16 protein-coding genes and 1 pseudogene are annotated in these 17,216 nt (G+C 59.5%); 6 read left to right on the top strand and 11 right to left on the bottom strand.

Annotated features, from left to right (window positions below; translation table 11 throughout):
* Positions 1-80: 80 nt before the first annotated feature.
* From QP166_RS12990 to QP166_RS12970, 5 genes are all read right to left on the bottom strand, one after another.
* Positions 81-635: a sigma-70 family RNA polymerase sigma factor gene (locus QP166_RS12990; RefSeq protein ID WP_333916279.1), complete on the bottom strand. Its 555-nt coding sequence runs from the start codon at positions 633-635 to the stop codon at positions 81-83.
* Positions 632-1,318: a hypothetical protein gene (locus QP166_RS12985; RefSeq protein WP_333916278.1), complete on the bottom strand. Its 687-nt coding sequence runs from the start codon at positions 1,316-1,318 to the stop codon at positions 632-634. The genes QP166_RS12990 and QP166_RS12985 overlap by 4 nt, the downstream gene beginning before the upstream one ends.
* Positions 1,319-1,583: 265 nt before the next feature.
* The gene (locus QP166_RS12980; protein WP_333916277.1) at positions 1,584-1,967 is read right to left on the bottom strand and encodes a Crp/Fnr family transcriptional regulator; all 384 of its coding nucleotides are present in this window, start codon (positions 1,965-1,967) and stop codon (positions 1,584-1,586) included.
* A 6-nt stretch (positions 1,968-1,973) separates the two neighbouring features.
* On the bottom strand, positions 1,974-2,201 hold the full coding sequence (locus tag QP166_RS12975; RefSeq protein WP_333917344.1) for a cyclic nucleotide-binding domain-containing protein: 228 nt from the start codon (positions 2,199-2,201) through the stop codon (positions 1,974-1,976).
* Between the two features lie 66 nt (positions 2,202-2,267).
* Positions 2,268-2,654, bottom strand: a complete 387-nt coding sequence (locus QP166_RS12970; protein ID WP_333916276.1) for a response regulator — start codon at positions 2,652-2,654, stop codon at positions 2,268-2,270.
* Positions 2,655-3,317: 663 nt separating this feature from the next.
* Here QP166_RS12970 and QP166_RS12965 point away from each other — a divergent pair.
* Positions 3,318-3,632, top strand: a complete 315-nt coding sequence (locus QP166_RS12965) for a hypothetical protein (protein WP_333916275.1) — start codon at positions 3,318-3,320, stop codon at positions 3,630-3,632.
* A complete protein-coding gene (locus QP166_RS19025) occupies positions 3,632-3,835 on the top strand; it encodes a ribosome modulation factor (protein ID WP_443027215.1) in 204 nt (67 codons plus the stop codon). Before QP166_RS12965 ends, QP166_RS19025 begins: the two co-directional genes overlap by 1 nt.
* A 655-nt stretch (positions 3,836-4,490) precedes the next feature.
* On the opposite strand, the gene QP166_RS12960 is transcribed toward QP166_RS19025, so the two are convergent.
* Positions 4,491-4,658 (bottom strand): hypothetical protein, encoded by a 168-nt coding sequence (locus tag QP166_RS12960; RefSeq protein WP_333916274.1) that lies wholly within the window; start codon positions 4,656-4,658, stop codon positions 4,491-4,493.
* A gap of 386 nt (positions 4,659-5,044) precedes the next feature.
* Here QP166_RS12960 and QP166_RS12955 point away from each other — a divergent pair.
* Positions 5,045-6,143 (top strand): IS3 family transposase gene (locus QP166_RS12955; RefSeq protein WP_333914999.1). Its coding sequence is split into 2 segments (ribosomal slippage): positions 5,045-5,298 and positions 5,297-6,143, totalling 1,101 coding nucleotides; the frame shifts between segments, so codons are not numbered across the junction.
* 349 nt (positions 6,144-6,492) lie between these two features.
* On the opposite strand, the gene QP166_RS12950 is transcribed toward QP166_RS12955, so the two are convergent.
* The 4 genes and pseudogenes from QP166_RS12950 to QP166_RS12935 all read right to left on the bottom strand — a co-directional run.
* Positions 6,493-8,877: a bifunctional diguanylate cyclase/phosphodiesterase gene (locus QP166_RS12950; protein ID WP_333916273.1), complete on the bottom strand. Its 2,385-nt coding sequence runs from the start codon at positions 8,875-8,877 to the stop codon at positions 6,493-6,495.
* A gap of 736 nt (positions 8,878-9,613) precedes the next feature.
* Complete coding sequence (locus tag QP166_RS12945; RefSeq protein ID WP_333917343.1) at positions 9,614-10,375, bottom strand: TonB-dependent receptor domain-containing protein; 762 nt, start codon at positions 10,373-10,375, stop codon at positions 9,614-9,616.
* A complete protein-coding gene (locus tag QP166_RS12940) occupies positions 10,306-12,627 on the bottom strand; it encodes a TonB-dependent receptor domain-containing protein (protein WP_333916272.1) in 2,322 nt (773 codons plus the stop codon). The genes QP166_RS12945 and QP166_RS12940 overlap by 70 nt, the downstream gene beginning before the upstream one ends.
* Before the next feature lie 145 nt (positions 12,628-12,772).
* Positions 12,773-13,465: pseudogene (locus tag QP166_RS12935) on the bottom strand (transposase); the annotation flags it as partial.
* A 543-nt stretch (positions 13,466-14,008) separates the two neighbouring features.
* On the opposite strand from QP166_RS12935, the gene QP166_RS12930 reads away from it, so the two are divergent.
* Positions 14,009-14,161, top strand: a complete 153-nt coding sequence (locus QP166_RS12930; RefSeq protein WP_333916271.1) for a hypothetical protein — start codon at positions 14,009-14,011, stop codon at positions 14,159-14,161.
* Between the two features lie 676 nt (positions 14,162-14,837).
* Here QP166_RS12930 and QP166_RS12925 read toward each other — a convergent pair.
* The gene (locus QP166_RS12925) at positions 14,838-15,209 is read right to left on the bottom strand and encodes a response regulator (protein WP_333916270.1); all 372 of its coding nucleotides are present in this window, start codon (positions 15,207-15,209) and stop codon (positions 14,838-14,840) included.
* Between the two features lie 670 nt (positions 15,210-15,879).
* Here QP166_RS12925 and QP166_RS12920 point away from each other — a divergent pair.
* Together QP166_RS12920 and QP166_RS12915 are read left to right on the top strand one after the other, a co-directional pair.
* Positions 15,880-16,131 (top strand): hypothetical protein, encoded by a 252-nt coding sequence (locus tag QP166_RS12920; RefSeq protein WP_333916269.1) that lies wholly within the window; start codon positions 15,880-15,882, stop codon positions 16,129-16,131.
* A 274-nt stretch (positions 16,132-16,405) separates the two neighbouring features.
* Entirely contained in the window at positions 16,406-17,122 is a 717-nt protein-coding gene (locus QP166_RS12915) for an IS6 family transposase (RefSeq protein WP_333916268.1), read from the top strand.
* Positions 17,123-17,216: the final 94 nt, after the last annotated feature.

Genomic DNA, 17,216 nt, shown 5'->3' with positions numbered 1-17,216 from the left:
GCTTATTCTCGTAAGATCGCGTAGTGCGGGGAGGTTGCCGATGTTGAAACCGTTCGATGTGTCCGGTCCCTCACCCGCACTTACGAGAAACACGATCGCAATATAGGGAGTGCCCGGCGCACGCGACTTTTGACGGTGTCCAGAGGCATACCTGTCCGCTGCACCAATTCCGCATAGGTCGACCCTTCTAGGAAGGCGGTGCGGATCAGTAGGGCGTCAACAGGATCGATCGTTGGAAGGCTGTGCGAGAGCAGGAGTAGCTCTTCCTTGGCCTCCAGGATTTCACAGGCGAGCGGGTGACCGTCGGCGATCTGATCCGCGATCTCGATCGGCGCCGTGGAAATGCGGCTAGATCGGCGCAGCCGGTCAATCGCGCGGTTTCGCGCGATGGTCATCATCCAAGTCATCGCCGTGCCGCATGTTTCGTCATACTGCGACGCGCAACGCCATATGAGAACATAGGTTTCTTGCAGCGCGTCCTCGGCTTCCGAGCGCTCTACGAGGACACGCAGGCAGACACCGAACAGCTTTGCCGAGGTGCGCTGGTACACCTCTTGGAAGCTTGGGAGGTCGCCGAGTGTTACCCGGTCCATTGCTCTTGCAAGCCATGCCGCATCGTCCAGCGCCGAGCTCAAGCGTTGCTACCTTGCGACACGTTTATCGGCACCCAAATCGAAGCCCGAAAGCCATGGCCCGCCGCACCTGCGGTCCTTGTCACCGTCGCGCCAAGCACCCGCCTGAGTTGTTCGAGCAGCCCGCCGCCATGTCGGGCGGAATAGATTTCAACAAGACCGACGCCGTCGTCCTCAACGATCAATTCGACCTCTCCAAATTGGGCGATTAGGTTGACCGAGATCGTCCCCCCAACCCCTGCTGGATATCCGTATTTCAAGGCGTTGATGACGAACTCGCTGCCCATGAGCAGGAGCGCATGTCGCATGTCAGACGGAAGAAGAACTGCCTCCGCAGAGATTAGGACTGTAACCTGCCTTGAACGGCCGAATATGTCGGCCAGCCGGGTAACGATCTCGGTGAGCAAAGGCGCGCAGGGGGCACGCATCCGGGGGTCGTCATCGATACCCAGCTCGTCATAAGCGCGCGACAGGCGCCCTGCCTGTGTCGTCACCTCTGGCGGCAGCCAGCGCCGGGAGGGATGACCTGCTACATTCGCCAGGGAAATGGTCATCTGAGCCATGTTCTTTGCCCGGTGAATCGCATCCGTTCGCCATAAAGGTCCGTGTTCGCTCTTGGGCGGGGCTACGGCTTCCGGTGACGGCAAGCGTGTCGGCGAAAACAGCTCTAGCAGTTCGGTTTCCACCGCGATCGGAGGCAGCTTTCTTATAGCGTTGGCGTGTGAGACCGTCTCAGTGCACATGTAGCCCCCGATCCATGCTGCGGCGATCCTGTCATCTCTGGTTAAGGTGAGCCACGTCCCGACTTTAGCACAAATCCTGGCGCTATGATTCGTCTAAGTTAAGAACGGAGGAAGCCGTTCGTGCAAGCAATCTGCTTCGTTCCGAACACGCTGCCGCGCCCATAAGGCGGCTCTTAAACTGAGCGTAATAGAGAGACTGGGTGGCAGCTTAAACCGTTTGACGCCGACGGCGGTGCAAGTAATTCTCGTCAAATCCGGCGGTCTGGACCAGCTTCTCCGGATCTATGATCGTCACACTGCCGCGACTGAGTGCCATCGTTCCCGCGAGGTGGAGTTCCTTGAGAACGCGGTTGATGTGAACCGGCGTCATGCCGAGCGCATCGGCAAGGACGATCTGCGACAGCGGCAGGGCGAAGTCGCCATCGTGCGTAAGACCGATGTTGAGCGCGCGCAGGTACAGCTCGCAAATCAGATGGGCGACGCGCTCGACCGAGCTGCGCCGGCCCATGCTGACGATCCACGCCCGCATGATGCCTTCGTCCACCAGTTGGGCTGTGTACATCGCGCGCGCGATGTTGGGATGCTCGTCCATCATGGACTACATCTCGGGGCGAGACACGGTCGCGACCTGCGCGGGGGCAACCGCCTGTATGCTGTGATCCATTTCCGCCAGCATCTTGATGTGAAGATCGCAGGCGTCTCCCGGCATCAGGAACGCCATGATCTGGCGTGAGCCGTTGGGCAGAATCTTGTAGCGGCATAGCCACCCTTCCAGCACCACTAACATGGGGCCTGTCTCGTCGCCTTCGTTCTTAGAAGTACGAATGCCCGGCTGCCAAGATGGCGAAAAGTCTCAAAACGAGGCGGAGAGAACCTCCGCTTCAACGAGATGCTAGATCAAGTTTCTGACTGTTGTCGCCAACCTAAGCGGGTCAAAAGGCTTCGCTATGACCCCTCTGGCTCCTGCCGCCTTGTAGCGCTGTAGCTCGGCCTCCCTCACCGATGCCGTGAAGAAAGCAAAGGGTATGGTCGCGTCGGTCTGGATCTGCTGGAGAGCGTCGGCCAGCTCAAAGCCGTCCATGTCGGGAAGGCTGAGATCAACGAGGATTAGATCCAATCCTGCCACCGTACACGCCGTCTGTAGGGCAGCTGCGCCAGTTCTCGCTTCTATGACGCGAAAGGACGGATCTAATTCGAGTGCCATCACGGCTAACGTTCGAATATCGTCGTCATCTTCAACAACCACGATGGTGAAAACCGCTCGGTTAGTATGGCCCACGGCTGGCTCCGCGACGAACTCCGCCCTCCTAAACAACGAACTATATCTTTGGTTTCTAACGAAAAAAAGATTGAGGCGGAGAGGCTTCCGCCTCAATCGCCTTCTCTCCTCCGGCGCAAGGGCTATCGGCACCGATTATACCGGCCGGATACCCGCGAACGCTCGCCCGCTTTCGCCCAATTGCAGACTGGCGCATCTAGGTCCCGACAGAGACCGGCTTTCGTCCTAGAAAGCCTGGGCGATTTGAGAGCTGCAAATCCCGTAGTAGTGCCGCAGCGGGGGCGATGATCGCCCCTCGACTAAGCGCGCTTCGTGTTGCTTGGATAAGCTGATCTATGAGGGTGTTTGCTTCATCCATATCGAGCCTTATCACAGGACCCGCTTCGAGTCGTTTGAGATCTAAGGTGACTAAATTCGCGTCAAAGGTCACGAAAAACACTTCGGGGTAAGCCATCACGTGTGACCTTTATTGCTTACGGCTCCTCACAGGGACTCGGAAACGCCGTAGAAAACCTCTATAGCATGCCAAGGTTATAAGAAGGGCATTTAATAAAAAGGTATCTCAATCATGTAAAAGGGGCTAAGAGGGTTGCACCGCGTAAAACTTTCCGGGCGATGTGCGGCTGAGAGCCTATTGCTCCCGCTCTGACGGAGGCGCGTTCAATGGATCTCAATTATTTGCTCAATCGCGAACATCATTCGCTATATATGGCTGAAAACTCTTTATCCGCGAGCGCGCGCCATGCGCATTTGGCATTTGCGAAAGCTTATGGTGCCTTAATTGCGGCTACCCCCTTCCCGCGCCGCGAGTTTGTCGAAGATATCGGTTGGTTGCCCCGAGACTCAGACAAAGGAGGAGAGGTAAAGTGGATCGTTGATTGCAAGAATGAAGTCGGGCGCCTCAAATTGGGTTCTGAGCTGCCAGCAAAGGTGGGAGCTCTAGCAGTGAGCGTTCAAGCAAAAATAGGAGATGCGTGATGATATCTAGTCGTATTCCCTACATCGGCCGAGCGCATCTTGATAAAGCGATTGAAGAAGGTCGAAGCGCTGCGGCTGATGTAGCTCGCAGCGAGAGTGACTGCCCGTACCGAAGTCATGATAAACCCATGATCCGTCACGCTTGGTTGCGAGGCTTTCGCGCAATCCGACGCAATGTTTCCATTGCCGGGGTCAGTAGCTAACTACCATGCCAAGGATCGAGGCGGAGGCATCCTCCAGCTCGGTCATGATTTCACCTTGCCGATGCGGGGGGCATGAGCACTGTACCCGGCAGAAACCCGCACGAAAATCAAAACGCGCACTTAAAGTCAGGCGTCATGGCGAAAGGCTAATCGGGTCTTCGGATGGACGTAGGCGCAATCACTGAAAACGCTTATCTGGAACATGCCTCTGATCAGCGAATTTGCTCCGAAAAGGGAGCCGCAAGCGACCGATCATTAACATGACCCGTTAGGGGGAGCGTTCCAGACCACGCCAGGCATCGACCAGCATGTCGCCGGCGCCAAGGTGGTTACGCAACGTGGTGATGTCGCATTGCGTCCAGCGCTGATGCCTCATGCTTACACCGTTTCCGTCAGCCACCGCTAACCCACCGCGCACGCGTCACCGTTCCTTTGATCAGCTGATTGGCGAAAACACCTCGCATCACCTCGGCGTCAGCGCCACTTGCGAATACGACACGTGTTCCGCCTGACAGGATCGTCTCGATCGCGCTGATCGCGGTTCCCATGGCCGCTGCGCGTGTTCTGACTTCCGCCTCGGTGGCGTTGACGTTCAGAGCTCGTGACATGATGATCCTTCGGAAAGTTCTGCGCCGACGCAAGTGCGTTTTAAGGTCTACTTCTTTGCGAGGAGCGCAGCGACCAGGCCGTCCTTTTTGGGCGCATTGGCAGCGATATTATTTAATTTAACCGCCTTAGGCTTGCGAATTTCCTTGTTCGATTTGCGCTGGCTTTTTGCCATTGTCGTATCCTTTTGAGCGATGCGCTCCCAGTCGCTGTACACTTTTCTGCGCTGGTCCTTGCATGGCAAATCGTCTGCGTGACAGAAATCGCTGAGGTCTCGAGAGGGCGGTGTAACTTTCGAGGGCACTTGAGCTCGCTGACGTCATACGAGGCGGAAAACTTCTTCGCCGCAAGCGTCTTTTAGGCCGGCCTAGAGGTTCCTGAAGGCCGATTTGCATCCTCCAGATACCCGCACCGGGACGGCCACTTCGCCCAAACCTAGACATCCATGCCAGCTACCGAGGCGCGCCATAGCCGCCGTTCGTCAAGAGCGCCCTTGTTGTTCGAAGCCAAACGAAGTGCCGCCTTTGACGTCCTCCCTGTTTTTTCATCCATGTTGAGTGAGAGTTTTCCGGTCCTTTGAAGCCTGCGGGCGAGGAGCTGGACATGAAGAAGACGAGGCATACGGACGAGCAGATCGCGTTCGCGCTGAAGCAGGCGGAGACGGGTACGTCAGTGGCGGAGGTAATCCGCCGGATGGGGATCTCCGAGCAGACATTCTACCGCTGGAAGAAGGTGTACGGCGGCCTCGGCGTAGGCGAGCTGCGGCGCCTGAAGCTGCTCGAGGAGGAGAACCGCAAGCTCAAGCAGCTGGTCGCGGACCTGAGCCTGGACAAGCATATCCTGCAGGACGTGCTGTCAAAAAGCCCTGACGCCTGGACGACGGCGCGAGCTCGTCGCGCACGTCCAGGCGTCTCATGGTGTCAGCGAGCGACGCAGTTGCCTGGCGCTGGGCGTCGACCGGTCGTCGGTGCGCTACGTGTCGCATCGGCCGGACCAGGCGCCGCTGATGCTGCGCATCCGCGATCTGGCGGCGACGCGGACGCGATACGGCTACTTCCGCATCTACATCCTGCTGCGCAGGGAGGGATGGTTCGTGAACCACAAGAGGGTCTATCGGCTTTACCGGGATGATGGACTGAGCCTTCGGCTCAAGAAGCCTCGCCGCAACGTCAGCGCTGCCAACCGCGACCGACAGCCTGCGGCTGCGGCGGCCAACGAGATGTGGTCGATGGACTTCGTCTCCGACGCGCTGTTCGACGGCCGGCGGTTGCGAGCGCTGACGGTCGTCGATGCGTTCACGCGCGAGGCGCTGGCGATTGACGTCGACCAGGGCATCAAGGGTGAGCAGGTGGTCGAGGTGATGGCGCGGATCTCGTCAACCCGCGGCGCGCCCAGGACCATTCGGGTGGACAACGGGCCGGAGTTCATCTCGAAGGCGCTCGACCGCTGGGCATACGAGAATGGCGTGACCCTGGACTTCAGCCGGCCGGGCAAGCCGACCGACAACGCCTTCGTAGAGTCGTTTAACGGCCGCCTTCGGGACGAGTGCCTGAACACGCACTGGTTCCTGTCGCTGGAGGACGCCAGAGCCAAGATCGAGGCCTGGCGGCGGGACTATAATGAGAGCCGCCCTCACACATCGCTTGGCTGGCTGACGCCGGTCGAATATGCTGCTGCCGCGGCCAAGATCGCGGCCGAATGAATGACGGAAACTCTCCTTCGACATGGATGAGAAACTGGGGGACCCTCAGAATGACGGAAACTCTCCTTCGACATGGATGAGAAACTGGGGGACCCTCAAAATGACGGAAACTCTCCTTCGACATGGATGAGAAACTGGGGGACCCTCACTGACCAGCCTACAGCCTTCGGGCGGAAGCGTCATTGGGGGTACTAAGCGGGGAAAATCGCATTCTTCGATTAGCCAACGCCCTCAGCGCAGCTTAGACAGGGGCGGAGGGTTGCTCTGCCTCAAAGGCAAATTTCGGTGGGGTGCGGACCCAAGCTTGCGGCGTCCCGAGTGCACCGAAGCTTCCTCGCCGTGAGTGAGCTCAGGCCCGCATGGAACACATCGATCGATCAACAAGGATGTCCGATCGAGATGGCTGCGTGAGATCAAGAACGTCATGGAAAGCGCTTGCAGTGAGCGGTCGACTGACGTGGTAACCTTGGATCGTGTCGCAATCTTCCGCGACCGAGAAGGCGAGTTGCTCGCTCGTCTCAACCCCCTCGACGGTCGTTTTGATACCGAGGCATGCGCTCATCGTGATGATCGCCCGGATGATCGCCGCGCTTTCCGGATCGTCGGGAATTTGACGCACGAATGATTGATCGATCTTGATCTTGTCGAAGGGGAATTTGCGCAGATAGCTCAGGAACGAATAGCCGGTGCCGAAATCGTCCATGGAGATGCGTACGCCGGCCTTCTGAAGTTCGGCCAAAGTCGCAAGCGTACCCGCCTCGTCGTTCAGTAGCACGCCTTCGGTAATTTCCAACTCAAGACGGCTTGGTTCCAATCCGGATTCATGGAGCGCCGACAAGACGACCTTGCTGAGCCCATGGTCACGGAATTGCGCAGGCGAAAGGTTCACCGCCACGCCGATGTTTGCGGGCCAGCTGACCGCCTCGGCGCACGCTGTCCGCACCACCCAGTCGCCAAGGGGCAGGATCAATCCGGTTTCCTCTGCAAGTCCGATGAAATCGACTGGAGGGATAAGCCCACGTTCGGGATGGTTCCAGCGCACCAGCGCCTCTGCGGACGTAATCGCGCCGGTTTGAGCGTCGACCAGCGGCTGGTAGTGCAGTTGCAGCTCTCCGTGGCTGATCGCGTGCCGCAGGCCGATCTCGAGGCGCCGCCGCTTCTGTGTCTCCTCATCAAAGCGCGGGTCGTATCGCCGCCAGATCGCGCGACCGTCCGACTTCGCGGCATAAAGTGCCAGATCGGCGTTCCGCAGCAGTTCGGCCGGGTCGTTGCCGTCTTGCGGCGCCCAAGCGAAACCGACGCTCGCACCAAGATGCAGCGCTTGTCCCTGGTAGGTGAAGGGCCGGCCGCCGATCGTCTGCACGATGCGCTCCGCCAGGATGGCAACGGAGTCGAGATGGTCTGCTGCAATCTGCAGAATAGCAAATTCCTCGCCGCCGAGCCGGGCAAGCACATCGCCGTCGCGCAGCGTCGCCTGGAGCCGCTCCGCCACCATCTGCAGGATAGCGTCACCTGCGGCATGACCCAGCCTATCGTTCACTGGCTTGAAGCGATCGAGGTCGAGCATGAGCACCGCGAAGGATTGATCGCGCTCGCGTCGCGAAGCCGTGTGGATCGAGAGCAGATCAAAGAAGCGTCCGCGGTTGGCGACCCCGGTCAGCGAGTCGCTGAATGCCAGGGTGCGCATGCGTGCCTCGGTCCGCAGCCGCTCACGCTGGTCACGTACGGCAATGACCGTGTGAACCTTGTGGCCGAGCGAAACCTGCGCGCGAAGGATGCGGACGGGAATGGTGTCGCCGCTTGCGCTGGTGAGCTGCGCCTCCCGCTCCTCCCGCTCGGGCATGCTGGCGAAATCGACGCCGGGAAGCAGTTGGCTCAGGGACGATCCAGGGAGCGTGCCCGGCGCATAGCCGGAGAGGCGCTCGATGCTTTGATTGACGGTGGTGATCGCGTCCTCGGTGCAGATCAGCAAGCCTTCAAGCGCGACATCGGCGAGTTCACGCAGGCGGCGCTGATCAAGGCGGAGCCTTGCTTTTGCGGCGAGGTCGAAGCGCCAACCGAATATCGCAAGGGTGAGGAGGGCGATCGACACGCCCGCTACCCACGGCGCGATGGTTGCTGGCGACATGGCGGTCGCCGGGAAACTGACAGTCGCATCGGGGCGAACGGTCATCGCCGCCATGCCGCAGAAATGCAGAACGGCGATCGAAAGCAGTAGTAGTGGTGGCGCAGCGCGGCGAATGGAGCGACGTCGGTGCGACAACGTCATCATGCCGAGCCCGGTCAACGGCACGCCGACGACGAGCGAGAGAAGCACCAGCACCGGATCCCAGGCGACGCTGCCCCGAACAAGATATGCCGATTGTCCAATGTAATGCAGCGCGGCGATGCCAACGCCGATGACGAGCCCTGCGATAAATTGCTGCATGCGACGGCGTGAGCGCATCGACACGAGAATGCCCCCGCCGATACCCACGATAGCACAAGCTAACGATGCGATGGTGACCAGCGGATCGAACGCGGCTTCAATGCCTGGCTGGTAGGCCAGAAGCACGATGAAATGCGTAGCCCATGCCGTACATCCACCCGATACGATGCTGACGAGAGCCCATCGGAAGCGAAGCGCATCGACTGCTCGCGCCGTATGCCGCGCAATTGCGAATGTTGCGTAGACGCCGACAGCACAGACAGCAGCGGCAAGCGCCACAAGCCGCAGGTTGTGACTGTGCGCCATACAGTGCGCGATGGTATGGAGCAGACCCATAACGGCGCGGTACGCCGCAGAACTTAACGTTTACGGTAGCGCCTCTATGATCATGAGCGTGCTGCAGTGCCTGCTTCGAGTTCTAGCCATCGGCAGCCCGCCCTTTCAAAGGCCAACGCTACTTCAGCAAAAAGTTTGGGTGGGAGCCGGCTCAACACTCTCCTAGGCTGTTCGGCACCAAAAGCGCTGACGGCTATCTGTCGTAATGAAGATGAACGAACGTCGGGTATGGGGAAGCTCTGCGAACCGACTGAGCGGCCGGAAGTGGGTCTTTCGATCGGTTGGGCGGCGCGGCCGACAGCGAACTGGTTCAATACCAGCGCGTCACGATTGCGAGAAGACCCGGCCACCGCCCATGCCTATGCCCACCAGGGGAAGCAAGCCCGCTGCCTCCTCGCTATGGGCGATCCGCGGTGCGTAGATGATGGGCCAGTGGCCGAGAGCCCGGTCTGCAAGGGGCTGATAAGCAGGAGGTGGCGCGCGGGGTGAGAAACTGGGTGAAGAGCGGTCACCCGACATTCCGACGATGGAGCGGGCGATGCAGCGTCTTGGCAGATGAAGACGTTACGGGCGAGGCATTCGGATATCAGTCCTTCGAATAGCCAACGGACGTGGACTTGGCGCGCGCGGGTGCATTGGTGGAACAGAAAATGGCCGAGGCATGATGCCGCAGGCATGCCAACCTGCGACACCAATCCATCCGCATTTAGATGCGCGGCAATTTCACCCGTGCGCCGACGAACATGTAGCGGCCAACTGCCGACACCGGATAGGACAATGTGGCAAGTTCCGGCTTCTGCCCGAACACATTGTTGACACCACCAAACATCTGGAAGCGGTCGGTGATGTCGACACTGGCGTAAATATCGTGCTGCCACAGCTGCTTGACGTACTTATACTCACGAGCAACAATGTCAGGATTTCCTGTCATAATCTGATTGGTGTAGCGCAGCGTCTTGTCGAACCACGAAAGGCCGTAGTTCAGAGTTAGTGCATTTAGCTGCCACGTCAGGTCGGCGTTGACAGTGTATTTCGGCGCATAGGCTTCGCCGCGGCTGTTGGTGACATCTGCACCCGGCGTCCCGTAGAACTCCAGCTTGTCCAGATAATTGCCGATTACCCGCAGATTGAAATTACCGAGTGAGGCAGTTTCTAACCGGTAATTGACGTTCAGGTCCAATCCGGCGGTCGCGAAGCTTGCAACATTCTGCGGAATGACGGTGAAGCTGGTGATGTTGCCGATTTCTGCCGTGCTGGTTGCCGCAGCCGTGCGCGTAAGCTGGCCGCAGAACTGATTTTGAAGCGTCGGCTGATCGACGCATAGTTGTGCCAGCTGCGTCGCGGTGACGGTGTTGATAGCGTTCTTCAACTTGATGTCGTACCAGTCGGCACGCACCGTCAGGCCGGGCACAAACCTCGGCTGTAGCACTGCACCTGCAGTCCAGGTGGTCGCCTCCTCCTCACGCAGCGCAAGGTTGCCGCCGCTGAAACCGCCAATGCTCGCGCTGCGCCCGTCGACATAGCTGGCCGGATCGGTGACCCCCAACCCCCGAGTAGAGCCTGGCAATTGGCGGCGCGGTATTGCGTGCCGTTCTGGATCTCGGCGCGGTCGCACGGGTCGGTGATGAATGCGAAGGTCTGCGACCGCGCACCGAACAGCTCGCCGATGTTAGGGGCACGCACCGCCTTTGAGTAGGTGCCGTTGAAGGTGATGTCGCGCACCGGAGACCAGGTGCCGTCGACCTTCCACGTGGTGGTATTTCCGATCGTTGAATAATCGGAGAAGCGCGCCGCGGCGCCGACTTCCAGCCGGTGGGCGAACGGGAGATCGCGTAGCAGGGGGGCGTTCAGCTCGCCAAACACTTCCTTGACGTCAAACGATCCTTCGTCCCGACCGAGCGCGTTAGTGAAGGTCAGGCCTTGTGCCGCGATCGCATCGGGGATGAAGCGGCTTTCCTCCTTGCGATACTCGCCACCGACCGCGAAGCCGACAGGGCCGCCCGGCAGTCGAAAGATTTGACCGAAATCGCCCGACAGCGACGCAGTGACCACCTGCTGCCGAATCCGCGACCGGTCGGTCGTGTTGGCGCGCACGAAGTCCAGCGCCGCCTGGCTGGCGACGTTGTCGCCGAACAGGTTGAGCGGCACGCACTCACCGGGCCGGAAGGTACGCGGCGCACCGGTGTAGCGGCCCGTGTCGGGGTCGATATATGGCTGATCGGGCAGCGCGGTTGGGTCAAGATTGACGCGGCAAGTAATTTGCCCGGTAGCCGGATCGCGCACCGCATCCAGTCCGGCCAGGAAGCGATCGTCGTAGTTATCGTTGACGTAGTTGCTCGTGACGTTGGTCTGGCCGAAGGTGTAGGAGATCTCGTAACTGGCGTGCGGACTAACGTCGCCACGAGCGCCGACCACGCTGCGAAATGTCTCACGCGTGATGTTCTCGCCGCGCTGCCCAAGGTCAAAATTGTCGCGGGTCAATAGCGCCCCGTTGCCGGCCAGTTGAGCGGGCAGATAGGCATTGTCGGGCGCGATGTTGAGGTAATAGTCGAACGACGGCTGCCCCAGCGAGAAAGCCTTTACATTGGCATATTTACCCTCGACGAAGAGCGTCAGCGCCGGCGAGACGTCGAAATGGCCGATCACGTTGACCACATGACGCTTCAGTTCAGGCAGAAGGTCGTTCTGGTAATCGGCGACGCGCGTTCCGTTGCCGCCGGTCGAATAACCCGGCTGGACGACGGTGCCGATATTGAACGGCACCAACTGCCCCGCCCCGTCGACGACGTAATCGGGGGCGCCGTCGAAATCGACGTCTATGCCGCCTTCGCGCGCGGTGTCGTTGTAGCGGACGTCGCGCGTCGGGATGCGATCGGGGATGCCGTTGCTGGCGCCGCCGGTGTACCCAGCCTTGAATTCGGGATCTGCGGGATTGCGGTAGAAGCCGGTGTAATTGCCGCCGCGATATTGCGGACGCGCGCGCGCCTGCAAGCGGCTTTCCTCGGCATATTCGTAGGCCACCGCGAAATTGCCACGGCCGTCGGCAAAGTTTTTGCCTGCGGTGACCGCGACGTACCGCTTGCCGGCGTCGCCATGGTCGCTGAGCCCGGCCTGACCACGCGCGGTTATGCCTTCGAAGTCCTTCTTCAACACGAAGTTGACGACGCCGCTGACCGCGTCCGCGCCGTAGATTGCCGAGGCGCCGCCCGTCAGCACGTCTACGCGCTCCACCAGGTCGATCGGAATTGTGTTTACGTCGACGGCCTGCGTGCCCGGCAAGGAGGCAACATGGCGGCGCCCATCAACCAGCACCAGCGTGCGCTCGGTTCCGAGGTTACGCAGGTTGAGCAAGTTCAGCCCGGTCGCGCCGATGCCCGCTCCACTCCCCGAATTATCGGCAGAGGTCGAGGAGCCCTGAAGCGCCGGGAAACCCGTCAGGAAGTCGGTCAGGTTCGTGATGCCCGACTGCTGGATCGTTGCGGCACCCAGCGAGACGACGGGGCTAGGGCTGTCAAAATCGGGGCGGCGGATGCGCGATCCTGTGACAACGATGTCGTTGCCGGTGCTGCCGTCCGCCGAGGTTGGGGCGGCCTGTGCCGACGGCTCCGATGCGATCGGCAAATTATCGGTTTGCTGCGCCGCCGCTGTGCCGCTTAGGCATCCCATCGCCAAAGCCAGCATCGCGCAGCCCGCATGGCGGTGGCTGATCTTCATCGTCATCTCAGGTGTCCCCAATCCTACCCTCGTGGCGTCAGGAAGAACCTCGGCTTGCGCCGGCGCAATAGAGCGACGAGCTTTAGTGGCGCACTGTGGCGGTGTGGCAACAGTGCTGTCCTGCTTTCGTTATTCACGATACATGCGGCGGGTAGTCGTCGATGACACCCACGCACGCGGAACCGCCGGCCACAGGCCAATGCATCCGATAGGAAGTCGAGCGACCAGCGCTGGTTGGGATCCTGCGGAATAGCCATCGGCGCCCGTGTGCCCAATGCCCGTTTCCGGCCGCCACGCTTGCGCACCGTCAGCCGCTCCTCGCGATACAGCCGGTACACCTTCTTCGGGTTCATGCCTTTGCCTTCGCGCCTGAGCAGGATTGCAAGCCGGCGATAACCGAACCCCGCGACGCTCGTTGGCGATCTCGCGCATCCGCTCGCGGACAGCATCGTCCTTTCCGCGAAGCGGCTCATATTGCCACGCCGACCGGTTGACCCCCACCAGCTTGCAGGCGCGACGCTCGGAGAAGCCGTGGCCGGTCATCAGCTTCTCCACCGCAGCGTAGCGATCCGCAGACCTGGTCAGTTTTTCCCAGCAGATCCTTCAGCGCCGACACGTCCAGCATCGACTCCGCCAGCAACTTCTTCAGCCGTCGGTTCTCGTCCTCCAGCTTCCGCAACCGCGCCGCTTCTGACACGGTCATCCCGCCGTATTCCGACATTCAGTTGTAGAACTTCGCATCGCTGATTCCGTGCTTCCGGCACAGCTCGGCGGTCTTCACGCCAGCCTCGTGCTCACGCAGCACGCCTACGATTTGATCCTCGGTAAAACGGCCTTGCCGCATCGCTCGTTTCCATCTGACGAGCTAACTTATCAATGGCATGTTTTCCGGGGAGCACGTCAACGTCTGGTTGGCCGATTGGGCCGGGCTGGAGATAGGCGATGGCGCGCATGGGCTTGCTCCGTCTGTTTGCCTGAGCGGAATAGGGACCATGTCGCTGAATGTCGTAGGCACAACGGACGCCCTTAGGTTTTTCGCGGTAAGCTCCACTTGCTGGGCTGTTTGCGAGTTTGTCACAAGGTTCCTCGTTGGAGCGGTGTGTTGCCTCTATAATACAGAAGGGGATTGGGCAAGACGGTATCGGCTTGGCCTGCTGGAGCACATGGTCGCACTGGCCAATATCTCCATTGAGATGTCGGTCGGCTAACCACCAATCCCGGTCATAGAGGCGGAGGGATCCTCTGGCTTGGCGCCCCCAAGCGCCTCTCGGCGCCGCACCATTCGGATCATCGGCCTACCGCCCATGTGGGATCGTTCCTGCTTATTTGCTGGCGGGGGCCGATGTTGCCATTCGCGCGTTTAGTTTTATAGACGAGGAGGGAAGTTATGAATGCCAATCATACGGATGACAGAAAAGAAAAACAGAAGCCCTATCAACCGAGTGACGCAGGCAGCGGCAAGAATGAGAGCCCGTCAAAGGTGGAAGATCTTACTAAGGCCGGCCGGAAAAACTTCGATCCCAATGAGGGAAGCGATTAAGCGACAACGTACGTTTGTGACAGCATAGGAGAAGCAACGTGCCCGGTGAGAAAAAAGAACAAGACAAAGACCAATCGTCGGAGAGCACTCCGGACACTGGTGGCGGTGAGGACGATAGCAGCACTGAAATCGAAGGCGATGACAGCCACCTGCATGAAGATCAAAAGTCGCGCAGGCTGAAAACGTAAGGCACGCAATTTTATCTGTTTGCCGAGCGAGGCGGAGGAGCCCTCCGCCTCAATCGCCTCCGGCGCTTGGTTGTGAGGGCGATAGGACTCGATTATACCCGCCGGGTACCCCGGGCACGTTCTCCCGCTTTCGCCCACTTGCAGATATGGGCCGGATCGCTCACCCTCGATGCTCAATCAGCTACAAGGCGGTCAGACATGAGCTATAAGACGGATCGCCGAAGCCGGACCCAAGCCATAGCCGTGTACGGGGTCCTGCTTCTCATCGGCGTGGTACTGGGTTTCCTCGTTAGATTCGGCGTCATTACCGATCATATCTTTTGGTAGCAGCGGCGAAGGTCCAATTCCCACCAATCCTGGTCATTAAGGCGGAGGGAGCCTCTGCCTCAGTTGCCTGTTTGCTTCCGCGCAATTGACGATCAGTGCCGAGTATACCTGCTTGATATCCAATCACGGCCGTCCGCTTTAGCCACCATGCACTCGAACAGCTAATGAGCTGCAGGCAAAGCGGCGAAAACTTCGACCAATTGGCCATAAGATACAGGCTTCATCAGGAATGGTATGCCCGCCAGATCGTTAGGCAGCGTCCCTTTGTCGTACCCAGAGACGATGACGCTCTTAACCTTGCGGCTCTGGAGCTGCCTGGCGAGTTCGAAGCGAGCGCCAGACCCGTCGAGGTTAAGATCTAAAACGGCGTGCGACGGAGAGGTTTCTTCGATCAACCGCACAGCAGCTGCAACGGTTGCGCATGGCCCAAGAATCGTCGCTCCAGCTCGCGCGAGCGACTCAGCGGTGTCACTCGCAATGAAATACTCGTTCTCAACCACCAAAACGATGTATCCCGCAAGCGCCTGCCCCACATGACTTACCCCAGATCATAAACGGTCGACACTGTCGCAGGTTTATCGACACTTGACTACAACACGGGATAGAAGCTGATCGAAATACGCGCCCTTAGTGGCTGAAACTGAGTGGTCGTCCGCTTCGATCATCTACTCCCCTCGGCTTCAGAGACGACCCGATCTGAGATTACCCAATGGGTATCCGCATGCATAGAGTCGCTCTCTAAGCCATAACGGGTAGCAAGGTAGGAGGTCACGAGCTGAGCTAGCCCGCTGCGATCAATCTTGTTGAGTTTAACAGCACTAGCTGTTGCTGCTCCGTTTGGTGTCAGATCGGAATTATATCTCAGATTGATAGGATTACCGATTTGGAGAATTTGTCCACAAGGCCGCACATGCCGAAATTCACAATCGTTATCTTAGATGGAAACACCTACACCGCTACTGAAGGGTTTCCCTCAATAAACGCAGCGCGAGATGCGGTTACCCGATTATGCCTACATATGCTTCTTGAGGGGCAATCCTTCGAGAACAAGCGCGTCGCTGAGTGCCGGATTGAAGAGGTCGGGACGCAACGTGAAGTGTCATTTAAGGTAAGTATCGAGATCACCGATTTTATCTGATGGCGGAACGAAGGAGGTCTTTACCTTAATCACGCTACAACGCCCGCGTACCATCATAAGCGTACATGGATGCGGAGGAGCACTCGACCTCGGTCTCCTTTTGCCCCAGGCGCGAAAAGCATTCCACTCCCATTTTGCGTGCCGGCCGCAACGACCGCGAGCTGCGCGCGCACCGCGCCGAAACGCTGGTCATCAACCTCGCGCCGACCGTGCTGAAGAACGCCGCGTACTGTGCGAGCCAGCATGATGGATGCTTTCGTCTCTTCCGCTTGCTGGTGATCTTCCGGCAGGGCCGCGGCGCGCGAAGCACGAGGTGAGTGATGCGCTGCTGTTCACGCTCGGCAGCGCTAAAGGCGGGCCGCGCCGCGTTCTGATTGGTCATGATGGTCCCGGGCTACGTTGCCTATGCTACGCTCCGGGATCGTAATCAGCGGCAGATGACCTCGAGTACACGGCCCGGCCGAAACGACGTCGGCGACATACCCCACGCTCTGCAACCCCTCGAGCACCAGCTGCCGTAAGAGTGGGTGAGGCAGCGTCAAACCAAATGCACCGTCTGATAAACGGGCGATAGTTGGATAGGGCGGGGCCATGCCCCGCCCGCGCAAGCCAGCCTCGCCGTTTCGCTACTTCAACTCGTCGCCGGAGGTGATCCGGCTGGTGGTGTTGATGTACGTGCGCTTTCCGCTGAGCCTGCGGAACGTGGAGGACCTGCTGTTCGAGCGCGGGATCGACATCTCCCATGAGACGGTACGGCTGTGGTGGAACAGGTTCGGTCCGCTGTTCGCCGGTGACATCCGCCGCCAGCGGGTGAGCCGGATGCGCGGCTTTCGTCATTGGCGTTGGCGCCTGGACGAAATGTACGTAAAGCTGAACGGCGAGATGGTCTACCTGTGGCGAGCGGTGGATCATGAAGGCGAGGTGCTAGAAAGCTACGTCACCAGAACCCGCGACAAAGCGGCTGCGCTTTCGTTCATGAAGAAGGCGCTGAAGCGCCACGGCTCGCCTGAGGCGATCAACACCGACGGTCTGCGCAGCTACCGCGCAGCGATGAACGACTTGGGCAACGCCGAGAAGCAGGAGGTTGGCCGCTGGGCGAACAACCGGGTGGAGAACAGCCACCTGCCGTTTCGACGACGGGAGCGGGCGATGCAGCGGTTCCGTCAGGTGAAGACACTGCAGAAGTTCGCCTCCATTTACGCCAACATCCACAACCACTTCAGCCTGGAACGCCACCTCATCGATCGACAGACCTACCGGGAACGACGCTCCGCCGCCCTAACGGAGTGGCAGGCGCTTGCTAGCTGAACGTCGCCCTCAAAGACCCAAAATGCATCGTGTGGAGAGCGGTTCGCATTAGACTGACAGCACCGCCAACATCGTTGAAATTCAAAACCGTTTA

Origin of the sequence: Sphingomonas sp. LR60, from assembly GCF_036855935.1 — a bacterium.
Lineage (GTDB): Bacteria > Pseudomonadota > Alphaproteobacteria > Sphingomonadales > Sphingomonadaceae > Sphingomonas.
This window is presented reverse-complemented; position numbering and strand designations above follow the sequence as displayed.

Coding starts and splice junctions, on each gene's coding strand:
- QP166_RS12980 (WP_333916277.1), bottom strand. CDS start 1,967: ATGGACGAGCATCCCAACATCGCGCGCGCGATGTACACAGCCCAACTG.
- QP166_RS12965 (WP_333916275.1), top strand. CDS start 3,318: ATGGATCTCAATTATTTGCTCAATCGCGAACATCATTCGCTATATATG.
- QP166_RS19025 (WP_443027215.1), top strand. CDS start 3,632: ATGATATCTAGTCGTATTCCCTACATCGGCCGAGCGCATCTTGATAAA.
- QP166_RS12950 (WP_333916273.1), bottom strand. CDS start 8,877: ATGGCGCACAGTCACAACCTGCGGCTTGTGGCGCTTGCCGCTGCTGTC.
- QP166_RS12940 (WP_333916272.1), bottom strand. CDS start 12,627: ATGACGATGAAGATCAGCCACCGCCATGCGGGCTGCGCGATGCTGGCT.
- QP166_RS12930 (WP_333916271.1), top strand. CDS start 14,009: ATGAATGCCAATCATACGGATGACAGAAAAGAAAAACAGAAGCCCTAT.
- QP166_RS12920 (WP_333916269.1), top strand. CDS start 15,880: ATGGATGCGGAGGAGCACTCGACCTCGGTCTCCTTTTGCCCCAGGCGC.
- QP166_RS12915 (WP_333916268.1), top strand. CDS start 16,406: ATGCCCCGCCCGCGCAAGCCAGCCTCGCCGTTTCGCTACTTCAACTCG.